This window comes from Rufibacter tibetensis (assembly GCF_001310085.1).
GTDB lineage: Bacteria > Bacteroidota > Bacteroidia > Cytophagales > Hymenobacteraceae > Nibribacter > Nibribacter tibetensis.
The window spans coordinates 5,071,195-5,095,125 of record NZ_CP012643.1; the positions used below are offsets into that span (position 1 = coordinate 5,071,195).

Annotated in this window: 15 protein-coding genes and 3 tRNA genes; 12 read left to right on the top strand and 6 right to left on the bottom strand. The window is 46.4% G+C overall.

Annotated elements, in window-relative coordinates:
* Window positions 1–352: 352 nt before the first annotated feature.
* The 3 genes from DC20_RS20980 to DC20_RS20990 all read right to left on the bottom strand — a co-directional run bounded on the left by DC20_RS20980 (window position 353) and on the right by DC20_RS20990 (window position 760).
* Window positions 353–426 (bottom strand) — tRNA-Arg (locus DC20_RS20980).
* A 61-nt stretch (window positions 427–487) separates the two neighbouring features.
* Window positions 488–561 (bottom strand) — tRNA-Pro (locus DC20_RS20985).
* Between the two features lie 111 nt (window positions 562–672).
* Window positions 673–760: transfer RNA gene (locus DC20_RS20990), tRNA-Ser, on the bottom strand.
* Between the two features lie 286 nt (window positions 761–1,046).
* On the opposite strand from DC20_RS20990, the gene DC20_RS20995 reads away from it, so the two are divergent.
* From DC20_RS20995 to lysA, 12 genes are all read left to right on the top strand, one after another.
* Window positions 1,047–2,015 (top strand): VWA domain-containing protein, encoded by a 969-nt coding sequence (locus tag DC20_RS20995; protein WP_062545647.1) that lies wholly within the window; start codon window positions 1,047–1,049, stop codon window positions 2,013–2,015.
* Window positions 2,016–2,017: 2 nt separating this feature from the next.
* Window positions 2,018–2,923 carry a tetratricopeptide repeat protein gene (locus DC20_RS21000; protein WP_062545648.1) on the top strand — a complete coding sequence of 302 codons (906 nt, stop codon included), beginning with the start codon at window positions 2,018–2,020 and terminating at the stop codon, window positions 2,921–2,923.
* 377 nt (window positions 2,924–3,300) lie between these two features.
* Window positions 3,301–4,500, top strand: a complete 1,200-nt coding sequence (locus tag DC20_RS21005; RefSeq protein ID WP_245652267.1) for an acetyl-CoA C-acyltransferase — start codon at window positions 3,301–3,303, stop codon at window positions 4,498–4,500.
* Window positions 4,501–4,572: 72 nt separating this feature from the next.
* The gene (locus tag DC20_RS21010; RefSeq protein ID WP_062545649.1) at window positions 4,573–5,898 is read left to right on the top strand and encodes a toxin-antitoxin system YwqK family antitoxin; all 1,326 of its coding nucleotides are present in this window, start codon (window positions 4,573–4,575) and stop codon (window positions 5,896–5,898) included.
* Between the two features lie 330 nt (window positions 5,899–6,228).
* Window positions 6,229–7,266 (top strand): biotin synthase BioB, encoded by a 1,038-nt coding sequence (bioB, locus tag DC20_RS21015; protein WP_062545650.1) that lies wholly within the window; start codon window positions 6,229–6,231, stop codon window positions 7,264–7,266.
* Window positions 7,267–7,275: 9 nt separating this feature from the next.
* A complete protein-coding gene (locus tag DC20_RS21020; RefSeq protein ID WP_062545651.1) occupies window positions 7,276–8,433 on the top strand; it encodes an aminotransferase class I/II-fold pyridoxal phosphate-dependent enzyme in 1,158 nt (385 codons plus the stop codon).
* Window positions 8,382–9,032 (top strand): dethiobiotin synthase, encoded by a 651-nt coding sequence (bioD, locus tag DC20_RS21025; protein WP_062545652.1) that lies wholly within the window; start codon window positions 8,382–8,384, stop codon window positions 9,030–9,032. Before DC20_RS21020 ends, bioD begins: the two co-directional genes overlap by 52 nt.
* Window positions 9,025–10,311, top strand: a complete 1,287-nt coding sequence (bioA, locus tag DC20_RS21030; RefSeq protein ID WP_062545653.1) for an adenosylmethionine--8-amino-7-oxononanoate transaminase — start codon at window positions 9,025–9,027, stop codon at window positions 10,309–10,311. The genes bioD and bioA overlap by 8 nt, the downstream gene beginning before the upstream one ends.
* Before the next feature lie 31 nt (window positions 10,312–10,342).
* Window positions 10,343–11,575: a beta-ketoacyl synthase N-terminal-like domain-containing protein gene (locus DC20_RS21035; protein ID WP_062545654.1), complete on the top strand. Its 1,233-nt coding sequence runs from the start codon at window positions 10,343–10,345 to the stop codon at window positions 11,573–11,575.
* A 668-nt stretch (window positions 11,576–12,243) separates the two neighbouring features.
* Entirely contained in the window at window positions 12,244–17,247 is a 5,004-nt protein-coding gene (locus tag DC20_RS21040) for a T9SS type A sorting domain-containing protein (protein WP_169788214.1), read from the top strand.
* 119 nt (window positions 17,248–17,366) lie between these two features.
* Entirely contained in the window at window positions 17,367–18,701 is a 1,335-nt protein-coding gene (locus DC20_RS21045) for an aspartate kinase (protein ID WP_062545656.1), read from the top strand.
* Window positions 18,694–19,839: a diaminopimelate decarboxylase gene (gene lysA, locus DC20_RS21050; RefSeq protein ID WP_062545657.1), complete on the top strand. Its 1,146-nt coding sequence runs from the start codon at window positions 18,694–18,696 to the stop codon at window positions 19,837–19,839. The genes DC20_RS21045 and lysA overlap by 8 nt, the downstream gene beginning before the upstream one ends.
* A gap of 370 nt (window positions 19,840–20,209) precedes the next feature.
* Here the strand turns inward: lysA and DC20_RS21055 are convergent, their stop codons facing one another.
* The 3 genes from DC20_RS21055 to DC20_RS21065 are packed head-to-tail and all read right to left on the bottom strand — an operon-like array spanning window position 20,210 to window position 23,835.
* Window positions 20,210–21,457 carry a homoserine dehydrogenase gene (locus DC20_RS21055; RefSeq protein ID WP_062545658.1) on the bottom strand — a complete coding sequence of 416 codons (1,248 nt, stop codon included), beginning with the start codon at window positions 21,455–21,457 and terminating at the stop codon, window positions 20,210–20,212.
* Window positions 21,436–22,491, bottom strand: coding sequence for a homoserine O-acetyltransferase MetX (gene metX, locus DC20_RS21060; protein WP_062545659.1), 1,056 nt, complete (start codon window positions 22,489–22,491; stop codon window positions 21,436–21,438). The genes DC20_RS21055 and metX overlap by 22 nt, the downstream gene beginning before the upstream one ends.
* Window positions 22,492–22,503: 12 nt before the next feature.
* Window positions 22,504–23,835 (bottom strand): O-acetylhomoserine aminocarboxypropyltransferase/cysteine synthase family protein, encoded by a 1,332-nt coding sequence (locus DC20_RS21065; RefSeq protein ID WP_062545660.1) that lies wholly within the window; start codon window positions 23,833–23,835, stop codon window positions 22,504–22,506.
* Window positions 23,836–23,931: the final 96 nt, after the last annotated feature.

A 23,931-nucleotide genomic window follows, 5' to 3' on the forward strand; every position in this document is an offset into this window, starting at 1 on the left:
TTTTAGTAAGGGACTTTAAAAACAATGAATGATTTAATAAGAAATGATAAATAAATAATACCATCTTATTCAATCAGATGTAGCCTAAAGGAAAAACAAAAGACAACATTGTAGTTAAGACATCTAAGTTCACTTTGAATCATGATCTCTCCTGGAATCAGCCAACAGATATATACTGTTGACAATCACAGTTAGATGCTCTTCCTTAAGATAACAAAGTAACAGTATTCATGAGATGAAAGTCATGGTAAAGAGTCAAAGCCGTATTGCTTCATTTACCAAATTTGTAGTAAATGTTTGCAAATAAAAAAGCCACTCACAAGTCTGACCTTATAAGTGGCTGATTTTTAAGTGATCCCGTTTGGATTCGAACCAAAGACCTACTGCTTAGAAGGCAGTTGCTCTATCCAGCTGAGCTACGAGACCATCGAAACAAAAATGAGTAATGGAGAATGTCTTTACATCCAACATTACTCATCTTTTTTCGTCGGGGTGGCAGGATTCGAACCTACGACCTCCACATCCCAAATGTGGCGCGATACCGGGCTACGCTACACCCCGAGTCTTGCAATTACAAAGTTTCCAACTTCTCAAACTTTCGTTCTCCGTAATCGCGGTGCAAAGATATGAAATGAAATCTTCTTTCAAAATTTAATTTTCAAGAATATTTCGCGGAGAGAGGGGGATTCGAACCCCCGGTACCCTTTAGAGGTACGGCAGTTTAGCAAACTGCTGGTTTCAGCCACTCACCCATCTCTCCGGGTAGCTCTTTCGGTTAAAGAGTGTGCAAATATAGCCTAACTAAAATGAGATTACCAAAGCTAAAGGCAAAATAATTTATGCCCCTTGTGCGCTTACGGCACCATTGTATTCTCTACCAACTGCTTAGGAAAGAAGAAAATTTTAAAATTAATCTACTACCCTGTCGTTTTAAAAAGGTCTATACCCACTTTTGTTTCATCTCTGCATTCCAAAGCCGGTGAACGCATTTGTTTCTTTCTTTTTAACTTGCCTCCGCATAGTAACTGCACAACCCGTTTTCTTTTATGACCTGGTATCTACCTTTCACTTCCATGGAGTTCTTTTTCCTGCTTCTGTTTGGGGTGCTTTATGGCGGATACCTTTACAGAATAAAGCTTCTGGCCAGGCAGTTTTCCCAAAAAGCGAACTCCATCTGGATCAAAGCCATCATTAGAAGTGTTTACATGGCCCTGCTTGTGGTAGCTTTGTTAGGGCCCTCTTTTGGGGCTATGACCAAAGAGATCAGGACAAACGGCAAAGACGTATTTTTAGCGGTTGATCTTTCCCAATCCATGAAAGCAGTAGACGTCTCCCCTTCCAGGCTGGAGAAGGTGAAGCTGGAACTTCATGATTTTATTTATAACACCAATGCTGACCGGGTAGGATTGATTGGTTTCTCCTCAGAAGCTTTTGTGTTGAGCCCACTCACCTATGACCAAAGTGCTTTAGAGCTCTTTGTACAGTCTATGAACACAAACCTGGCTCCACCAGAAGCAGCACAGGTAACCCCGGTGTTGCAATTAGCCCAACAGAAATTCCAAGACAGTGAAACAAGCCGGGAGCTGGAACGATCTAAAATCCTGATCATCTTTTCAGACGGCGAAACCTTTGGCGAAAACACTCAAGCAGCAGCCAAGGCCCTCCTCAACCAAGGGGTGCGGGTATATTGTGTAGGTATAGGCACGTATACGGGAGGAAAGATTCCTGTAGGGCGCACGTTTAAAAAAGATGCTGACGGTCAGACGGTCCTCACCAAACTGGAGCCTGAGGTTCTTAAACGGGTTGCTCAGAGTACAGAAGGAAACTACTTTGAAATAAACCAAACCATAAGTGAAATGCCCCGGTTACTTAGTGCCGTGAATGCGGTTAAAAGTGAGTTGCGGCAAACCAAAGTGGTGGAAGTAGCGGCAAACAAATATTTATACCCGCTTTTAGCCGCCCTTCTTTTAATTGCCTTAGATGTGTTATGGACCTTACAGGTGCTTCGGATATGAGGATGTGGTGGGTCTTACTTTTCCTGGCTTTTTCTCCTTTTGACGGACTTCAGCGCATTGCGCTCAGAAATCAGTATGCTGTGCAAGCTGAAGCAGCTTATAAAAAGAAAGAGTACCAAAAAGCTGCCTATCTATATGAGCGGGTTCGGCAAAACGAAGGTGGAAAGCCACACTCCTCTATTATATTGAATTTGGCTCACTCCTATTTCCACCTGCACGAATACTCCCGGGCATCCCCTTTGTACCGTACCCTCCTGAACTCAAAAGACCCTCAAATGCTTTCCTCAGTGGCTACCCAGCTTTCTTTCATAGAAACGGAAGAGGGAAATCTCACCAAGGCCATAGGGTACTGCAAGCAGGCTTTGAAAGCAGATGAAACAAACCAAGCTGCCCGGTACAATTTTGAGCTGCTACAGAAATACCTGTTGCTCCACCCTGAGAAACCCAAAAGCCCACCCCCACCCCAAAGGCGCGATCGTAAAAATGGAGCAGGAGGCAGCAGGCAACAAAATACCGCAGGTACACCCACTATGGGCGGGACTGGAACGGCTTCCAATAGCGGGACAGCCCCTTCTTCCATTAATAACAGAGAAACCAATCCACCCGGGGGAACCTCCAATGCAACCCGACAGGAGAACTTCGGCAATAGCCCAGGCTCAAAACAAGGGTTAAGCAACCAGAGCTCTCAAAATAGTAATGCCATGGGTAAAAGCAATGGCAGCAACCAAGCAGGTCAGGAAGGCGATGCCTTGCTGCAAACCCGTTTTGAACGCCTGAAGAAGTTACAACTAACCCCTGAGAAGGCTCGCCAGCTTCTGGATGTCATGCGCCAGGAGGAAGCCCAATATTTGCAACAGGTACCGCGCAAAAGAACTAAGCAATCGGATAAAAATACCCCTGATTGGTAAAGAGTATCCTGCTTTGAAGCCCCTTTCAGAAAAGTGGCTTTAAAACAGCACACAGAGCAGGGTTCTATTACCTTTTCAGAAGCGGATCAACCACAACTGTTTTTAGGCGTTTTTGCTTAACAATGGTTGAAAGAGCATGCTAAAACTCTAGCCTGCTTTAGGTAAAAGTAAATTTCTATAGTAAAAGCCCTCTTCAACATTTATTTTATTACCTAAGAACCCATTCTACCTAACAAGCGTTTGGTTATTTAGAACAGAAAAAGTAATTTTAAATCAACAACCAGAAAACACTCCTGCTTTATCAAATTTAGTAAAGTGTATATGGTTACTGATTGGCCTATTTTGATTTTCATTATACCATAAAGCCTTGCTACCCAATGGAAAGCACAAGTAATAGAATAAAGGAAGTTTATGTAATCTCGGCTGTCAGGACCCCTATCGGGAGTTTCGGCGGAGCTTTGGCTAGTTTGACTGCTCCTCAACTGGGGGCCATTGCCATAAAAGGCGCTTTAGAAAAAGCCGGGATTGACAAAAACCTGGTACAGGAAGTAATTATGGGCAATGTGTTGTCTGCCAACGTAGGGCAGGCACCGGCTCGTCAGGCAGCTATTGGCGCCGGATTAGGATATGAAGTGGAATGTACCACGATCAATAAAGTATGCGCTTCTGGTTCTAAAGCCATTATGTTCGCCTCGCAAGCCATTATGCTGGGCCACAAAGACATTATTGTTGCCGGCGGAATGGAGAGCATGTCTAACGTACCGTATTACCTGGACAAAGCCCGCTTCGGCGCGAAGATGGGCCACGGGCAGATGATTGACGGCTTGGTGAAAGACGGCCTTTGGGATGTGTACAATGACTACCACATGGGTAGTGCCGCTGAAAACACAGCCCGTGAATTGGGAATCACCCGCGAGATGCAGGATGAGTACGCCATCAGCTCGTACCGCAAATCGGCGGAGGCTGCCAAAGCTGGTTTCCTGAAAGACGAAATCATTCCAGTAGAAATCCCACAGCGCGGCAAAGACCCTATCTTCATCACCGAAGACGAAGAATACAGCAAAGTGAACTTCGAAAAAATTCCGGGTTTACGCCCTGTGTTTGACAAAGAAGGTACCGTAACCGCTGCCAACGCTTCAACCTTAAATGACGGAGCCGCTGCCCTTCTGCTCATGAGCAAAGAAAAAGCAGAAGAACTTGGCGTTACTCCTATTGCCAGAATCCTTGGTTTCGCGGATGCGGAACAGGAGCCGAAATGGTTTACCACCACCCCAGCGTTGGCTATTCCTAAAGCTTTGAAAGTGTCTGGCGTAGATCCTTCAGAAGTTGACTTCTACGAGATTAATGAAGCATTCTCTGTGGTTTCTTTGGCCAACAACCAAAAGCTGGGCTTAGAAGGCGGGAACGTAAACGTGTACGGTGGAGCCGTTTCTTTAGGACACCCATTAGGAGCTTCCGGTGCGCGTATTGTGACTACGTTGATCAACGTGCTGCACAAAAAGAACGGCAAAATTGGCGTAACTGGCATCTGCAACGGCGGTGGCGGAGCATCGGCTATTGTGCTGGAGCGCATGTAGGACCAAGTTGAATTATACTAATTGTAAAAAGCCTTACGTTACATGTAAGGCTTTTTTTGTTGTTTTGTATCCATGAAAAGGATTCTGTTTCTCTTTGGGTTTTTGTTTATTTCCTTAGGATTCCAGCTGGAATCCCAAGCACAGGTTAGGGTGGTCACCTACCATGATTCCCTGCAATCGGCTATCAAGGAGGTGTACTTCATAAAATCCACCACAGATTCTGTCATGCACGGCTACTACCGCAAATACTACCCTACCGGTCAACTGGAAGCAATGGTAAAAGTAGTGGAAGACAAACGCGACAGCCTCTATACCGAGTTCTTTCCTAACGGTACTCCCAAACTTACCGTACCTTACAAGGAAGGCAAAAAGAACGGACCTTTTTCAGCCATCTACCCCAACGGGAAGAAGCTGCAGGAGGGCCAATACGTGAACGACCTGCAATCTGGTCCTTTCAGAAGCTACCATGAGAATGGCCAATTAAAACAAGAGACTACGTTTGTGGAGGGTTTTCCTGAAGGTTCGGTAAAAGAGTATTTCCCAGACGGGAAACTGAAATCGGAGATCACGTACACCCGCAAAGTACAAAGCGGCGTAGCCAGAACCTTCCACCCTAATGGCGAGAAAGAATCTGAAGCCAAATACCGCAACGGCATGATAGAGGGCGGATACCGCACCTTCTATGACAATGGCCAACTGGAGACTGAAACCATCAGCCTGGGCCCAACCAAACCTGCTACTTTTAAGACCTACTACAAATCGGGCAAACTCATGACCGAAGGAAGTGTGTTGGCGGGCAAGCCCGAGGGACCTTCCGTGGCCTATTACGAGAACGGACAACGCCGCGCCACCCTCACCTATAGCAAAGGGGTGCGGGTTGGTTTAGCCCAATCTTTTGACGAGAATGGCAAGCTGCAGCAGGAAATAAAGTACAGCAACAACGAGCGCGACCGCAAGATCACCCGCTACTATCCTACTGGCGTTATTGCGGCCCAAGAGGAGTACAAGGACAACAAGCGCGTGGGCACCTGGCAGGAATTCCATGAAAACAAACAGGTTAAAACCACAGAGCCGTACAAAAATGGTAAGATCAATGGCGAACGCCTCACCTTCCATGACAACAGTCAGCCAGAATCTAAAGCAACGTACCTGAACGGAAAAATCATCAGTACGCTGGTCACCTATTTCCCTTCTGGCAAAGTGAAGTCAGAGACCTTCTACAAAGACGGGCTTCGCTTCGGCACCTTCAAGCAACTCTACGAGAACGGCAAAACCGAAATGGCCGGCACCTTCCGTAACAACCGCGAGACCGGCACCTGGACTTACTTTGACGAAACAGGCAAGCCCACCAAAAAAGTGGAATACCGTAACGGCCAAGTTATTGCTGATAAAAAGTAGTTGCTTATTGTTGAATTGATTTTCAACCCATATTCAGAAAACTAGACAAAAAGGCGAAGCTTGTGCAGGAATTAAATCTTACACCGGTCTCACCCTTTTCATGGGAAGCGGAGGTGTCATAGTAAGCCTATGGATTTGTTTTAGGAAATAATCCACCTAAAAAATTCCATCCATCAACCACTAGCAACTAACAACCACCTCTCCCCTTTTAGTCTGATTTTCAGAAAACAACCTAAAAACAGCCTAACGAGGGTTAGGTTCTAAGGTAAAAAATTTCGCCTATTCCTTTTTCCGCCGTACTTTAGGCGTCTAAACCAGACTTTTCAGACTATGACGGATGCCCTGAACACTGCTCCACTTCGCACAGATTGGACCATGGATGAAATTCGCGCCATCTACTATAAACCTGTGTTGGAACTCATTGTAGAAGCTTCACAGGTACACAAACAATTTCAGGCTACCGGTGAGGTGCAGGTATGTACTTTACTCTCGGTGAAAACCGGAGGCTGTCCCGAAGACTGTGCCTATTGCCCGCAGGCGGCCCGCTACCATACAGAGGTAAAGGCCCATAAACTGCTGAGCAACGAGGTAGTATTAGATGCTGCCCGCAAAGCCAAAGAAGGTGGTTCTACCCGTTTCTGCATGGGTGCCGCCTGGCGCGAAGTTCGCGACAACCGCGACTTTGACCGGGTGCTGGAAATGGTGGAAGGCGTAAACGAAATGGGTCTGGAAGTGTGCTGTACCTTAGGCATGGTGAATGAGTACCAGGCTGAACGTTTAAAGCAAGCCGGCCTTTACGCCTACAACCACAACCTGGACACCTCAGAAGAAAACTATAGCAACATCATCACCACCCGTACCTACGGTGACCGCTTGGGCACTATTGAAAATGTACGCAAAGCGGGTATCTCTGTATGTAGCGGTGGCATCATAGGCCTTGGCGAAACAGACGATGACCGCATTGCTATGCTGCACGTGCTCAGCAACCTGCCGCAGCACCCAGAATCTGTGCCGGTGAACGCATTAGTTCCAGTAGAAGGTACCCCGTTGGCCGAACAGCCTCGCGTAAGTGTCTGGGAAATGGTGCGCATGATTGCTACTGCCCGTATCTTAATGCCGAAGACCATGGTACGCTTATCGGCGGGCCGTCAGGAAATGCCGGTAAGTGAGCAGGCACTTTGCTTTTTAGCGGGAGCTAACTCCATCTTCTCCGGTGATAAACTGTTAACCACCCCTAACCCTGGCTTCGCAGACGATAAAGCGATGTTTGAGTTGCTGGGTCTAAACCCACGCAAATCCTTCAAGGCAGAAACCTCTTGCGGCGGCACGGTAGATGTATCTGCGGAAGCTGCGCTTGCTGCTGAATAAACAATACGAATGGTTCCGGAACGTCTGCTACGCCAGTTAGAGGCAAGAGCCCAGAAAGGTACGCTACGGAAATTAACGGTTCCTGCCTCAGGTTTGATAGACTTCAGCTCCAATGATTATTTGGGGCTGAAGTCTTCAGAAGTTCTGGCCCAGGCTATTGCAGCTGAGTTAGGTTCTACCCCAGCCCACGGTGCGGCAGGATCTCGGTTACTAAGTGGCAATACAACTTACGCAGAAGAACTGGAAGAGGAACTGGCTGCCTTTCACGGGGCAGAAGCAGCCCTCCTGTTTAACTCGGGGTATGCGGCTAATGTAGGTTTCTTCTCGGCAGTACCTCAGCGGGGCGACACTATCTTCTATGACGAGGCAAGCCATGCTTCTATCAAAGAAGGGATTAGGTTAAGTTTTGCGCAGAGTTTCCCATTTCGGCACAATGACCTGGAAGACCTGCAGCAGAAACTGAAGCGCGCGCAGGGAGATGTGTACGTGGCCGTAGAATCTCTGTATTCAATGGATGGTGACTTTGCACCGTTACCAGAATTGGTGACTCTTTGCCAGGAGAAGGGATTGTATCTGGTGGTAGATGAGGCGCATTCAAATGGGCTTTACGGCTCTAAAGGAGAAGGCCTAGTTTCTGCATTGCACCTGGAAGAAAAAGTGTTTGCCCGCATCATGACCTTCGGGAAAGCAGTGGGTACGCACGGGGCTGCTGTGGTAGGACCTAAAGTGCTCCAGCAATTTCTCCTGAACTTCAGCCGGCCTTTCATTTACACGACTGCCCTGCCCCTGGCTTCCCTGGTTTCCATAAGACAAGCGTACCGGCTGCTTCCTGGGCTAACCGAAGAAAGAACGATAGTTCATCAACTGGTAGAAACGTACCAAACCAGCCTCCAGACAAAAGGTATTTTCCTGCCCCTTTCAGAAAAACAGCCTTATAACAGCCCCATTCAAGCCTGGCCGTTGGCTGATCCGGTGGCTCTTCGGGCTTTGTCAAATCAATTACAAACCAGTGGCTTTGATGTTCGTCCGGTTTTCAGCCCTACCGTACCAGTTGGCAAAGAGCGGTTGCGGCTGGTGCTGCACGCTTTCAACACTTCAGCCCAAGTAGAAGAATTATGCACCCTGCTTACCCAGCATTCCCCAAAAGATATTTCGTTACTGGCATAGGCACTGACGTGGGTAAAACCATAGCCGCCGCCGTGCTCACAGAAGCCTTGCAGGCAGATTATTGGAAGCCTGTGCAGGCAGGAAATCTTGAGTTCACTGACACCCATACTGTTCAAAGTCTGCTTTCTAATTCCCGCTCTGTTTTCCACCCGGAGGCCTATAGACTCCAGATGCCGGCTTCTCCGCATACTGCCGCTGCCGCCGAGAACAGGGAACTAAGGTTGGAAGAAATTGTGCTGCCAGAAACAAGAAACCACCTGATTGTGGAAGGTGCGGGAGGTGTAATGGTGCCCTTAAACAACAGAGAACTGGTACTGGACCTTATCCAGAAGCTACAATTGGAAGTGGTGCTTGTTTCCAGAAATTATCTGGGAAGTATAAACCATACCCTGATGACAGTGGAAGTTCTAAGGAGCCGGAACATCTCCATTGCGGGTATCCTTTTCAACGGGGCACCTACTCCCTCGTCAGAAAAGCTTATTCTGAACTACACCCAGCTATCCGCTTTCCCGCGGCTATTAGAGGAATTTAATTTTGATAAAGCAATGGTGGTTCGCTACGCCCAAACCTTTCAGGAATATTTCAAAAACCATGCATAACAGCCTTTCTGAACGTGACCAGCAGGTAAACTGGCATCCGTATACCCAGATGCAAACGGCTCCCCCACCCATAGGCATTGTGCGCGGGGAAGGGGCCGTCTTGTATTCTGAAGACGGAAAAGAATACATAGACGCGGTTTCATCCTGGTGGGTAAACATTCACGGGCACGCTCATCCGCACATAGCGGAGCGGGTAAGCCAACAGTTGCACACCTTAGAGCACGTTATTTTTGCTGGTTTCACCCACGCCCCAGCTGTAGAACTCTCAGAACGGCTCTTGAAGCTTCTTCCCGCTAACCAATCGCGGGTCTTCTATACCGACAATGGGTCAACTGCCGTAGAAGTAGCCCTGAAGATGGCCTTGCAGTTCTGGTTTAACCAAGGCATCAATAAAACCAAAATTATTGCCTTTGAAGGAAGCTACCACGGTGACACCTTCGGGGCTATGTCCGTAAGCGAGCGTTCGGTTTTCACCCGTCCTTTTCAGCAATATTTGTTTGATGTGGCGTTTTTACCCGTGCCAGTTCCGGACCAGGAAGAAGCCGTGCTTGCCCAACTGGAAAAATTGCTCGCGCAGGAAGACATTGCTGCCTTTGTCTTTGAACCCCTGGTCTTGGGAACAGCCGGTATGGTCATGTACTCCCCTGAGATTATGGATAAATTGCTGGCGCTATGCCGAGAAAGAAATGTCGTTATCATAGCCGATGAAGTGATGACGGGATTTGGAAGAACGGGTAAACGATTCGCCTGTGACTATCTAAATCAAGAGCCAGACCTGATGTGCTTTTCTAAAGGCATCACTGGCGGAACCATGGCGTTGGGTGTTACCACCTGTTCGCACCAGATTTATGCTTCCTTCTTAAGCGAAGACAAAACAAAAGCGCTTTTCCATGGGCATTCCTACACCGCCAACCCGATAGCCTGTGCCGCAGCCCTTGCAAGTCTTGACCTGGTGGAAGCAGCTGAGTTTCAGGAAAACTTAACGTGTATCTCCTCCTCTCATTCCGCTTTTGTCAAATCACTAGTAGGAAAGCCTGGCATCAAAGAGATTCGGCAGACCGGAACCATTCTGGCGGTGGAATTTGAGGTGGATCAGACGTCCTACTTCCATACTTTACGTGATGACTTGTACAATTTAGCCCTAGATAACGGAGTACTACTGCGCCCCTTAGGTAATATTGTGTACGTTTTACCGCCATATTGCATTACGTCTGCCCAGCTAAACCAAGTATATGGGGTTATAGAAAAAATGCGTCTCTTTGTAGCCGAGTCATTTTAGCACCATTTTCAGAAAATCACCAGTAAAACAAATGGACAGAGGAAGGGACCAGGAATGGATTGTCATACGAGGAGTAGGTTCTGTCTCTGGCTTAGGGGGAACTCCTGAGGAGGTGCAAGCTTCATACGCCAGCGGTAAGACAGCCTTTACGTCACTCCCTTCTTTAGGAAATGACACTCCAGTATCCCCAATTTCACCTGCGGCTGAGCACCTGCTTCAATCCCTATTGCTGGAAAATACCACTTATACTTCCTTAGACCGCACTGTTCAGCTAGCTATTTTAGCTGCCAGGCAAGCTGTGGCCCAAGCAGGTTGGCAGAAGGAAGAAAGTGCCGCCTCTATCGGGATAAACATTGGTTCGTCCAGGGGCGCTACCGGGATGTTTGAGCAGTTTCATGCAGATTTTCTGAAAGAGCCAGGTAAACGGCTTTCTCCCAGTGTTTCCCCTAGCACCACTTTGGGTAACGTGGCCAGTTGGGTAGCCCATGACTTGCAGGCTAGTGGTCCGCTCATCAGTCACTCGGTGACTTGCAGTACTGCCTTACAAGCTTTCGCCAATGGGGTAGCCTGGCTTAAGGCGGGTATGGCCAAACGGTTTCTGGTGGGAGGCACTGAAGCTCCGCTCACCCCGTTCACCATTGCTCAAATGAAGTCCATCGGGATCTACTCTAAATATAAAGCGGAAGAAAAGCCCTGCCGACCTTTAAACAGAGACACCAACACATTTGTACTGGGTGAAGGAGCCGCGGTGTTTGCGCTGGAAAGAATGACCTTGGGTGAAATGCAAAGTCTTGGTTTAACAGAAGCTGTTGTTTTGTTGGCAGTTGGAATGGGATATGAGCGTAGCCCCTCTAAAACAGGCCTTTCTGCAGAAGGATTTCATTTCCAGGCGGCCATGCGTGATGCTTTGAAACAGGCTTCATTGGCACCTTCTGCTATTGACGCCCTAGTCTTACATGCTCCTGGAACAAAAGCAGGCGATTCAGCAGAGTTACAAGCTGTAGAATCTGTGTTAGGTCCTGAGGCACCTCTTTTTTTTACAAATAAAAACCAGATTGGTCACTCACTAGGTGCTTCCGGAGCTTTGTCCGCTGAGTTAGCTATGGCTTTAGTGTCAGGCAAGGTTTCTCCTTTAAGGCAGCTTTCTACTATGCCCTTTTCTAGTTATACTGCCATTTCTTTTGTGATGGTGAATGCTGCGGGTTTCGGAGGAAATGCAGCGAGTTTATTGCTGCATAGACTATCTCTAGATCAACAATCCTAGCCGTTTTCTTTTATAGATTACTTTCATTAAACCGGCTATAAATCCCGTTCATCGAAATTATAGCCTAATTATCCCTCTTTTAAATGTTGTCGCCTGTAAAAAATAGATTGTTAAGATAATCCTAAATATTAAAAGATCCTTATTATTTTTAATTATTAGCTTTTCTTAATATTAAGAATTTCTATTAATTTAACTAGACACTTCTATAAAATAAATTTCAGTATTTAATTATACTGCTATCCTTTTCATCGGAATTAGCTTACCTCCTAGTTTTACAGAGACTACTTTTGATAAACCTCAATGGTACTATCTCTTACTATTGTTATCAAAAAATGCAAGCCAAAACTTTTTCTCCCCAAGCTAAACAACGTTGCCTCTTTACCCCAATTATTTTCCTTTTCTTCCTGCTTTTTACTTCCAGCGTGGGGGCCCAAACCCCAGGTTTGATTTTTCAACCAGCATCAGAACCAGGTAGAATTGTCCTGGACCCAAACCGTGACAATTATGTTTCTAAGTCCAGCACGGGCTATGTAGGAACTGCTGATATTGGAGCTGCTGCTAATGAAATTCCTTATCGGTTGCTACCTCAAATAGGGGCTGAGCCGCTGAACGACCTTGTAACAGGGTCTGGAGGTGGCCACACTGATTTGGCTGCAAACCCACTTTACATGGCTTTCAATGGTAGAGAAGTCCTGTTCAGAGTTAGATTAGGTGGTAATTCATCAGCATCTAAAGGATATAGTTTTTTGATTGACTCTGATGGCGTCTTCAACAAACAACGTCTAGCAAATGGAACCTTGGTAGACTATACTACTCCTTCCAAAGTTAAAAACCTTGGTTTTGAGTATGAAGTAGTGCTAGCCTTAAACTTTGACGTGGTGGTATACCGCCACAGAGGAAGTGGAGACGACAATGACCCATTCACCAGTAATGTGATATGGCGTGGAAGTACCAACGGAGGGTACAGCCAATTTCTTCAAAAAGCAATTGCCGCTTCAATGGAAGGTAGTAACGCTGACTACTTTTTTGATTTCTACGTACCACTTTCTGCTTTCAGCGGAGATGGTGGTACCGGCATCAGCCCCAATACTCCGCTGCGAATTACCGGGTCTTCCGTTACTAGTGCGCAAACCGGACTTGAAGGTACTATTTCAGATGTTGGAGGATTAGATGACCGGTTATACGGTAATGATAGATATGCGATCTGGAGACAATTGATTCCAGCTTTTCCTCCAACTTCATTGAATCAAATTCAATCCGGAGAGTTTTGCCAATCAGCAGCAGCTGCTGCCCCTTCTATTACTACTTCTCCTATCACTACTTCTACCACCATAATCAACGGAAACTCTTCTGAGAATGAAGGAACTGTTTCGCTCTTTAGGAATGGAGTACAAATTGCTACCAATACAGTAGTAACTGTTTCTAATGGAACATTCTCATTCCCCTTACCTAGCGGTACCACTTTAACTGCTGGCGATGTAATTACGGCAAGGGTAACAAGAGCAGCCAGTGGTAATTGTACTGCCTCTACATCTGTTTCCTCTAATTCAGTAACTGTAACAAACGTGGTGAAAGGCCAGTGCGCCACAGTTGCCCCATCAAATATCAGGACTGGTAGTGGCTCTAAAACCTTAACCATATTTCATCCTTCTAATGCATTAAATTCAACTACATTAAAAGTATACCGAGATGGAGATTTACTACCTGGTACAGTATCTACACCTGTAGCAGCCACTTTCAATGGAGTCAATGGTTTTGATTACACATTTACTACAAGTATAAATTCAACATGTTCTCAATTTAACTTTGGTTATGCTTGTTCTAATGCTGGAAGCTATGCGACCTTATCTGCCACTGCCACTCTAAATGGATGTGAATCTGCCAGATCTACACAAGTTTATTTGAACGGTAACACAGTAAGTACAACTTCAACAACAAGTACTTCTGCTACACCTACTATTTCTAACACCTCCTTATGTTCTTCATCTAATGTATTATCAGGTACCTCAGAGGCAAATTCTTTAATTTATTTGTATATAGATAATGAGCCTGCATTAACCGGATCTGATGGGAGTATCATTGCGTCTGCAACTGCTAATGCTAGCGGTGCCTGGAGCTTTGGCCTGAATAACTTTTTGATTGCTGCAGGCGAAGTTGTCACAGTCAAAGTTAAGGCACCTGCTACATCATCTCAAGAAGGTGGTACTCACAAGGGTCTTTCTCCTGCATCTAACGGCATCACTTTTGGATCGAACTGTACGACTTCCGCTCCTACAATAAGCTCAGTTACTCCATGTCCTTCTGTAACTACAATCTCGGGTACTTCACCTGAAGTAGATGGAACATTTGTTATAGTTTATAGGAGAAGAAGTGGAGTAACAGATTTAAGAGTCACTGAAGCTGGCACGGTTACTAGAGCAACTTCTACAGCTACTACCGGAAATTGGACAGCTCAGATTAGACCTGAAATTAAACTACAAGGAGGTGATGTTTTATATGCCATTGCCACAGCACCAGGGGGTAAGACGGCAAGCACCTTTCCAAGTCCAACACCAAACCCGTTACCTACTTCTGCTACCACAGTAAGATCAGCTGAAATCGCATCTTCTTATGGCTTAACTTTAACTGAACCTATCAAAGAAAGAGCAACAATCATTACTGGTACCAGTTCTACCGATGGAATCGTAAACTTGTACATCGAAGGCCTGCGTATTGCAGGCACAGCTATTGTTTCCGGTGCTTCTGCTACAACACCCGTGTCCTGGTCAATTGCAATCTCACAGACAAACCAGCAAAACCTTTCTGCAAGCACATCTGTCACTGCATCCATTTCACCTACAGGAGATGTATGTGAAAGCCAGCAGACCGCAGCCGTTAAAGTAAGCTGTGTAGCACCTTCTACTACCCCAACGTTGGCAACTGCTGCTCAAACTGTTTGCTATAATAATGCAGCAGTACTTACTGTTAACAATACAGAAAATGGTATAATTTACCAGGTTTATAATGGTGATGTCGCCAGCGGACCTTCAATGGTAGGCAATGGCGGAACTATTACGATTTCTTCAGGAAACCTAACATCTGCAACTGTCTTAACGGTGAGAGCTTTCCAGGTAGGCGCTCCAGATTGTCAGGCTTCTTTAACCGGAAACACTTCAATCACAATTGCTCCAGTACCTACTGTTTATGCAGTCTCCCCTTCATCTTCCTCGGTTTGTAACGGGGCAGCTGCATCTGTAACAGTAGCAAACTCAGAAGAAGGTGTATCTTACCAGATTCAGGTATTAATTTCAGCAACCGGAGCTTACTCCAATACTGGAAATGCAGGAGCTGGAACGGGGAAATCTCTTACTTTGTCCACGGGTACTCTTACATCAAGTGGCACCTTCAGAGTAGTAGGAGTACGTAATGGATGTACTACAGAGATGGGCAACACATTTGCAGTTATGGTTCCGTCTAATGCCTTGACCATAGTACCTTCAGTACAATCTGTATGTGCTGGAAGTACCGCTACTGTGACAATCCAGAATTCAGACAACGGTGTTATCTATCAATTGCAAAGACTTGAAGGTTCCAACTATGTCAATACCGGACAATCAGTAACTAGTACAGGTGGCAACATCTCACTTACCACCGCTGTTCTTTCTGTAACCGGAGCAAATACCTTTAGAGTATTGGCCAGTTCAGGTCAATGCACTCCATTTGCTTTAACGCAACAAATTACGGTAAATGTGTCATCAGGAACACCACTTACCTATAATGTTACACCAACTACACTTTCTATCTGTAGCGGACAGGCTGCTTCTTTAACTCTTTCTGGTTCACAATTGGGGATACACTACCAAATCTACTCAGGTACAACTCCTATAGGTAACATAGTGGAAGGAACCGGCAATGCTATAACTCTATCCTCTGGTGCTATTACTTCGGGCGGAACTTTCACCGTCAGAGCTTCAAATAGCTGTGGAAACTCTGTTACTATGGGAAACACTACCGTTACAGTAAACCCTACCCCAACAGCTTTTGCCTTTACTCCAACTTCTCAGGCCGTCTGCAACAATGCTACAGCATCCGTTTCTTTGGCAGGTTCACAGCTTAATGTTAATTACCAAATTCAGGTATATAATCCTGGCACAGGTACATATAACAACACAGGTGCAATTGTTGCTGGCACAGGGGGGGCCATCACGTTAATCACTGGTGCATTAACAAGCAGTGCCAACCTGAAAGTAGTAGCGACAAATTCCAATGGTTGTTCATTAGACATGAGCAACAGGGCTTTTGTGGCTGTTCCCTCCAACAATCTAACTGTATCTACAGTTACTCCAACAGTTTGTACCGGTAGCACTGGACAGGTAAGAGTAGTTGCTTCTGAAACGGAGGTATTCTACCAGCTTTATGTTGGCACTACAGCGGTAGGAACGGCTATGGAAGGAACGGGAGGGGACATCATTCTGGTTTCTAACGCCATCACTGCCAATACCACCTTTACAGTAAGAGCCACAGCTTCAAGCCCAGCAGGCTGTACTTTCCAGGTGGGTAGTTCGGTCACTGTGAATGTATCAGCGCCGGTTAACCAGACTACGACCCTCGCAACTACTTCTAGTATTTGTAGGGGTTCTAACGGCAGCATAACGTTAGCTTCTTCCCAGCAAGGAGTAACCTACCAGATGTACAATGGAACAACTCCTACTGGTACTGGGGTAGCCGGAACAGGCGGGGCAATCACGTTAACGTCAGACCCCTTAACTTCAAATGCTAGCCTACAAGTGTTTGCCATCAGTTCTGGTTGTTCCAATACAGCTATTGGCTCCAGTTATTCTATTACAGTTAATTCACCTCCTACCCAATATTCTTTTGAAAGCACACAAAAAATTATTAGATCAGGAGATAATGTTTCCATTGAATTACCAATCACACAAAATGGAGTAGAATACCAGATCTATAACGGAAGTACACCAACCGGCAACCGCGTAATGGAGACTGGCGGTGGTATTGTCTTGACATCAGGGCCAATTTCTTCATCAACCACTCTCACAGTACAAGCAATTGGCACCGGAGGCTGTGGTAATGTGACCATGAAAGGATTCACCTCCGTTAGCATTGATTCTGCTCCTCTCCCGGTTACCCTCACCTCTTTCTCTGTTAAGGCTACTGCTAACAGCATCCAACTACGCTGGTCCACCGCCACAGAGAAAGACAACGACTTCTTCCAGGTAGAGCGTAGTATTGGCGGGAGAACCTTTACCAGCATTGGGCAGGTAAAAGGAAACGGAACTACTAATGTAGTGCAGACCTATACTTTCATAGATGCCTCTGCCCCTGAAGGAAATGTGTACTACCGCTTGAAGCAAGTAGACTTTGATGGTAAGTATGAATACACCAAAGTGGTTTCAGTGAAAAGCTTTGGAAACAAAGTACTTTCAAAAGTTTCTGTAACTCCTAACCCTTTTGCCCAACAGGTATCTATTTCCATCAGCAATGCAGAAGAAAATACGGTACAGGTAGAACTGTATGATATAAACCAGAAGTTGATGTATGCTGAATCAGCAGAAGTTACTTCAGGCAAAGTGCTGTTAAAGAAAGATCTTTCCAGACTTTCCAATGGTGTTTACCTGCTGCGCCTGACAACTAAATCTTTGTCTGAAGTCATCAGAATAGTTAAAAAGGACTAACAGGATAAGTTCTTCTGAAAAACCCCACTACTTGCTTTGTAAAAAAATGCAGGTGGTGGGGTTTTCATTTATTATTCCCCGTTTCATTTAGTAAATTCGCAGGTTTTATTTTATTTTATATGAAAATCATGAAATTTGGGGGCACCTCCGTTGGTTCTGCGGAACGCATGGGTGCCGTCTCACAACTGCTCCCTACACAGGAACCAGTGATTGTGGTGCTTTCAGCTATGTCTGGCACAACTAATCATCTGGTGCAGATTGGGCAGCAACTGGCACAGGGCAATGTAGCCCAGGCCGAATCTCTCACAAACCAACTGGAGCAACACTATAAACAGGTTGTTACCGACTTATATAAACAGGAAGCTTCTAAGGACAAGGGGAATCAGGTGGTACAAACCGTATTCGCTGACATACGCGCCTGCTTTGAACGTACCTTCTCTCCAGCATCAGAAAAAATCATTTTAGCACAGGGCGAATTACTTTCTACCCAGCTCTTCCAGATTTTCCAGCATGAGAATGGCATTCCTTCAGTGTTGCTTCCAGCGTTAGAGTTCATGAAGATCACGCCAGATGAGGAACCTGACCAGGTGTTCATTAGGGAGAACCTGAGAAAGCAACTGGAGAAGTACCCAGATGCTCAGTTGTTCATTACCCAAGGCTACATCTGCCGCAACGCGAAAAACGAGATTGATAACCTGAAACGTGGGGGAAGTGACTACACTGCTTCTATTGTTGGGGCCGCGGTAAAGGCTTCTGAAATCCAGATCTGGACCGATATTGACGGAATGCACAACAACGATCCGCGCATCGTGAAGAACACCTACCCTATTGCGGAGCTGTCTTTTGACGAGGCGGCAGAGTTGGCGTATTTCGGGGCGAAAATTCTGCACCCGTCCAGTATTTTACCTGCTCAGCAGCACAACATTCCAGTGCGCTTGCTGAACACCATGCAACCTGAAGCACAGGGTACTACTATCTCTTCTAAGAGAACCGGAAACAAAATCAAAGCGGTCGCAGCCAAAGACGGCATCATTGCCATCAAGATCAAGTCAAGCCGTATGTTGCTGGCCTACGGTTTTCTGCGCAGCGTTTTTGAGGTGTTTGAGCGATTCAAAACCCCAATTGACATGATCACCACGTCTGAGGTGGCGGTGTCTTTGACCATAGACAACGGAACGTACCTGCCAGAAATCACTGAGGCCCTGCAGCGCTTTGGTACGGTAGAGATTGACTCTGACCTGACCATTGTGTGTGTGGTAGGCGACTTCATGGAAGACCGTCCGGGTGCGGCTTTGAAGGTAGTGCAGTCTTTGCGTCACATCCCGTTGCGCATGATTTCTTACGGCGGAAGCAAAAACAACATCAGCTTCCTGGTGAACACCAGCTATAAAGAAGATGCCTTAATATCCATCAATGAAGGTGTTTTCCAGGAAAAGGAGGAAACCAATGCTTAAAGAACACCTTCACACGTTCTCTCAGCAACCGACTCCTTTTTACGTGTATGACCTGCCTCTCCTTCGTCAGACGTTAGACGTGGCGAAAGCTGAAGCGGCTAAGTACGACTTTCACATTCACTATGCCCTGAAGGCAAATGCCAACGCTCCTATTTTGGCCGAAGTGCTGGAAAGAGGCTTTGGGGCAGACTGCGTGAGCGGGAACGAAGTGCGCAGAGCGCTGGAAGCAGGTTTCGCCCCAGACCAGATTGTTTTTGCAGGTGTGGGTAAGTCTGATGCCGAAATCAACTTTGCATTGGATTCTAACATCTTTTGCTTCAACTCTGAGTCTGTACAGGAGCTGGAGGTCATTCAGGAGCTGGCAGCAGCCAAAGGGAAAACCGCTCAGGTGGCGCTGCGAATTAATCCGAACGTGGATGCTTACACGCACAAGCACATTACGACTGGGCTGGAGGAAAACAAATTTGGGATTAACGTCTGGGAGTTGGAAGAGCTGGTACCTAGATTTTCTCAGTGGCCAAATTTGAAACTCATTGGCTTACACTTCCACATTGGATCTCAGATAACCGACCTTAGGGCGTTTGAAAACCTATGTGTAAGAGTGAATGAGTTGCAACAATGGTTTGAAGAAAAAGGCTTGGTGTTCCCACACCTGAATGTAGGTGGCGGACTTGGCGTAGACTACCGTACACCGGAGGAAAACCCCATTGCAGACTTTGCGGCGTATTTCGCCATTTTCAACAAACTGCTGGAAAAACGTCCGGGCCAGGTAATTCACTTTGAATTAGGTAGGGCGTTGGTTGCACCAAGCGGAAACCTTGTTTCAAAGGTACTTTACCTAAAACACGGCCAAAAGACAAACTTCGTGATTTTGGATGCAGGTATGACGGAACTGATGCGCCCGGCTCTTTACCAGGCTTACCATAAAATTGAGAACCTCACCAGCGAGTTGCCGCCTATGACCTATGACATTGTAGGCCCCATTTGCGAATCAACTGACTGTTTCTCTAAAGCCACTGAACTGCCAGAAACAAAACGCGGTGATCTGGTTGCCATCAGAACAGCCGGAGCCTATGGTGAAGTGATGGTCTCTGAATACAACCTTCGGGACAGAGTTCAGGCTATTTACTTAACCTAGTTTCCTGCAGCGCGAGGACTGACTTTTATTTTTAGAGCCTCCTGTTTAGGAGCAGTTTTAGTAAAACTGCTCCTAAACAGGAGGCTCTTTTTTGATCAGGTGGAATTGGCCTATTTGGCGATACCACTCTAATTCCGATTATCTAAGCTAGTCTATTTGTCAAGTACAATTGGTCATTAAAACCGCTCTATAGATAAAGAGCTAAAAAACAGAGTACATCTTCAATTCTGAAAATGGCCTTAAAACGAAAACACCCGCCATTATTGCCGGGTGCCTGCGAGGGTAAAACGAACTAAATAAAACAAGCTACTTTCTATGGGGAGCTCACCCCTTTATATCTGGCAGAGTAAACTTCTATTCAACTTTGAGATTAAGATACCTGCACTCTTTCTTTGGATCGCTTCACATGAGCTCCTACAAAGTCAGAAGACAAAGCCATGATGTACGCTCCAGCTTTTCTGATTTGCTCCTGCTCTCTTATCAGATTACCCAAGGAAACGGTACCAATCACGCTGAAAGAATCATTTTCCCGCTGAACATTTTGGAGGTTCGTTAATCCTAAAGACACAATCAGGTCTGGCTCGCTGCTGCGGAGGTAAACCTCAAACTCAAAATCAAGGGCAAGTGCTGGCGCGTTGGTAGTTTTGTGTAACTTTTTGTATCCGTAAGAATACCCGCTGTTGATAGAAACTATATCTGACAACACGGCGGCTCCGGTGGGGTGACCACCTGCACCACGTCCTTTGAACAGCTGAGCACCTGAGTAGGCGCCTTGCACCACTACTCCGTTGAACTCCTGCTCTACCACAAATAAATCATCTGAGGCATCAACCAGACTTGGCAACACTACCGGTACAAGTTCGCCGTCTGAGGTTAGATGCGCAGAGGCTACCATCTTTATAACAGAGCCGTTCTTTTTGGCAAAGTCACAATCTTCGCCCGATAAATAATCAATACCAAAGAATGCTACTTCCTCAGGGGCAATTGGTCTGCCAAAGGCATGTGCCGTTAATATGCATAGTTTATGGCGAGAGTCTGCCCCTGCCACGTCTAACCAAGGATCTAATTCAGCAAATCCCTTATCTTGCGCTTCTTTCAAAGCTTCGGCGTAGCCTTTCTGCAGTTTGAAGATCTGGCTCAGGATGTAATTGGAAGAACCATTTAAAATTCCATGCACCCGCTCCAACGGTTCATTGGAAAAGTACTCCTCAACCGTTCTAATGATTGGAATGCCTCCGGCTACGGCGGCCTCATATAAGAGGACGCCTCCAAATTCCTGCTGCAATTGAAGGAGTTCAGGCAAGTGGTAAGCAACCAGCTTTTTGTTTGCAGTCACCACTTTCTTACCCCGGCGTAAAGCTTCGGTTACAATGGTGTACGCCTCATTGGCATCACTTATGGCTTCCACCAGAATATCCAAGCTTTCATCCTGAAGTACCTCCAGCGGATCATACGTAAAGCTTTCTGTAGGCAAAGGCCGAAGCTTTTTAGGGTCTTTCACGCAAATACGCTCTACTTTATAAGGAAGCGCTTCTTCGCGGGAAAGGATATCATATAAGCCCTGGCCTACGCAACCAAACCCAAACAAACCAATTTTTAGAAGACGGTGGGAATCCATGTTTTTCTCTGTTGTTTTTTTTGTAAAAAAGTATCTAAAAGATGGCTTAACTGAGCCGTCTCTAATAAAAAGCCATCATGTCCGGCTTCTGAATGAATGATTTGAAAAGAAGCATTTGGAATATACTTGGAGACAAAACGCTGCTCATTCACGGGGAAGAGCTGGTCTTTGTCTACTCCAATCACCAGGGTTTCAGCTTGTACCTGCCGAAGTGCCTCTTCCAGCCCCCCTCTGTTCCGGCCTACGTTATGGCTGTCCATCATTTTGGTTAGCTGCCAGTAAGAGAAGGCGTTGAACCGTTTGGCTAATTTTTCGCCCTGGTATTGCTGGTAAGTAGCCGCCCGGTAAATCTGTTTCAGATCAGAGGAGCTTTCCTTCTGTGCCTGGTTGTAGGAATTGTAAGTGCGGTAAGACAACAAGGCGACCGACCTAGCAGTTTTCATACCTTCCAAACCTGCGTCATCGGTGGCAAGTTGCCAAGTCATATCCTGTTCAATGGCCATACGCTGGCTTTCGTTCAGGGCTATGGCCCATGGAGTTTGGCGGGCGTTTGCGGCAATCTGTACCAGACGGCGGGTAACCTCAGGGTATTCTACTGCCCATTCCAGTGCCTGCTGTCCTCCAATAGAACCACCAATCAAAACGTTTATCTGTTCAATTTCCAGATGTTCCCTTAAGGCGTCAAACGCTTTAACAGAATCTCTGATGGTGAGGATTGGAAATTTATGGTAGTAGGGCCTTCCTGTATCAGGGTTCTGGCTCAAGGGTCCGGTAGAACCATAGCAACTACCCAGGGAATTTGCACAAACTATGAAGTGTTTAGCTGGATCAAAAGTTTTTCCCTCCCCGAACAAATCACCCCACCAGTCTTTCACGAAGGCGTTACCGGTAAAGGCATGGCACACCCACACCACATTGCTGCTGTCTTCATTCAAAGTACCCCAGGTAGTGTAGAAGAGTTGGAAGCCGGGCAACGTTTGCCCAGACTCCAACGTGAATTCATCTGTGTAATTAAAAACGCGTCCTTTCAACATGGCTGTTACTCCTTATAAAGAGGCCTCCAACTTCGGTTCCCTTACTCTCACTTTGGCAAATGCCTGTTCAAAATCAGCTTTGATATCATCCAAGTGTTCAATACCCGCTGATACGCGCAACAGTGTTGGGTTCACACCCGCTGACAATTGCTCTTCTTCGTTCAACTGCTGGTGGGTGGTAGAAGCTGGATGGATGATCAACGTCTTGGCATCGCCTACATTGGCCAAATGGCTTACCAATTCAAGGCTGTTCACAAATACTTCGGCTTCTTCTTTTCCACCTTTCAGGTTAAAGCTTAACACTCCCCCAAACCCCCGCTTCAGGTATTTTTTTGCTAAAGCATGATATGGGCTGGAAGGCAGTCCAGGATAGTTCACGCTTTCCACCAAAGGGTGTTGCTCCAGCCACTCGGCTAAAGCCTGAGCATTTTGAACGGTGCGGTCAACCCGAAGAGAAAGCGTCTCCAACCCTTGGATTAACTGGAAGGAATTGAAAGGGCTTAAGGCCGGACCGAAATCCCTTAGTCCTTCTACCCGCGCCCGAATAGCAAAGGCAATGTTTCCAAAGGGTTCATCAGAACCGAATACTTCCCAGAAGTTCAGGCCGTGGTACCCTTCAGATGGTTCGCTGAACAGCGGGAACTTGCCGTTGCCCCAGTTGAAGTTTCCTCCGTCTACAATCACGCCACCCACGCTGGTGCCGTGTCCGCCAATCCACTTGGTGGCCGAAGCTACCACTACATTAGCTCCGTGCTCCAAAGGACGGAACAAGTAGCCTCCTGCGCCAAAGGTATTATCGACCACTAAAGGAAGGTTGTGCCCTGCGGCCACAGCAGCAATCGATTCAAAATCCGGAATGTTGAACCGTGGGTTACCAATTGTCTCTAAGTAAAGAGCTTTGGTGTTCTCGTCAATCAAGGAAGCATAAGTGGCCGGTTCATCATCCTTAGCAAAGCGCACTTCAATGCCTAAGCGCTTAAAAGCTACTTTGAACTGGTTATAAGAACCACCATAGAGATTACTGGAAGCAATGAAATTGTCACCCGCCTGCAGAATATTGTTTAATGCAATAAACTGAGCAGCTTGTCCAGAGCCTACCGCCACAGCCGCTACTCCCCCTTCCAAAGCCGCAATGCGTTTCTCAAACACATCGGTGGTGGGGTTCATGATACGGGTATAGATGTTACCGAATTGCTTAAGGGCAAACAGGTTGGCCCCGTGCTCTGCATTTTCAAAAACGTAGGAAGTGGTTTGGTAGATAGGCACTGCCCGTGAACGGGTGGTTGGATCTATTTCTTGGCCAGCGTGTAGCTGAAGGGTTTCAAAATGATATGAATTAGACATGATTATAGCCGGTAACAATTGGAAAATTGAACAAATTCAAGAGCCAATAAAACGAACAGATAACAGGTTTCCTCCTGCCGCTGTGCGTCAGGCCCC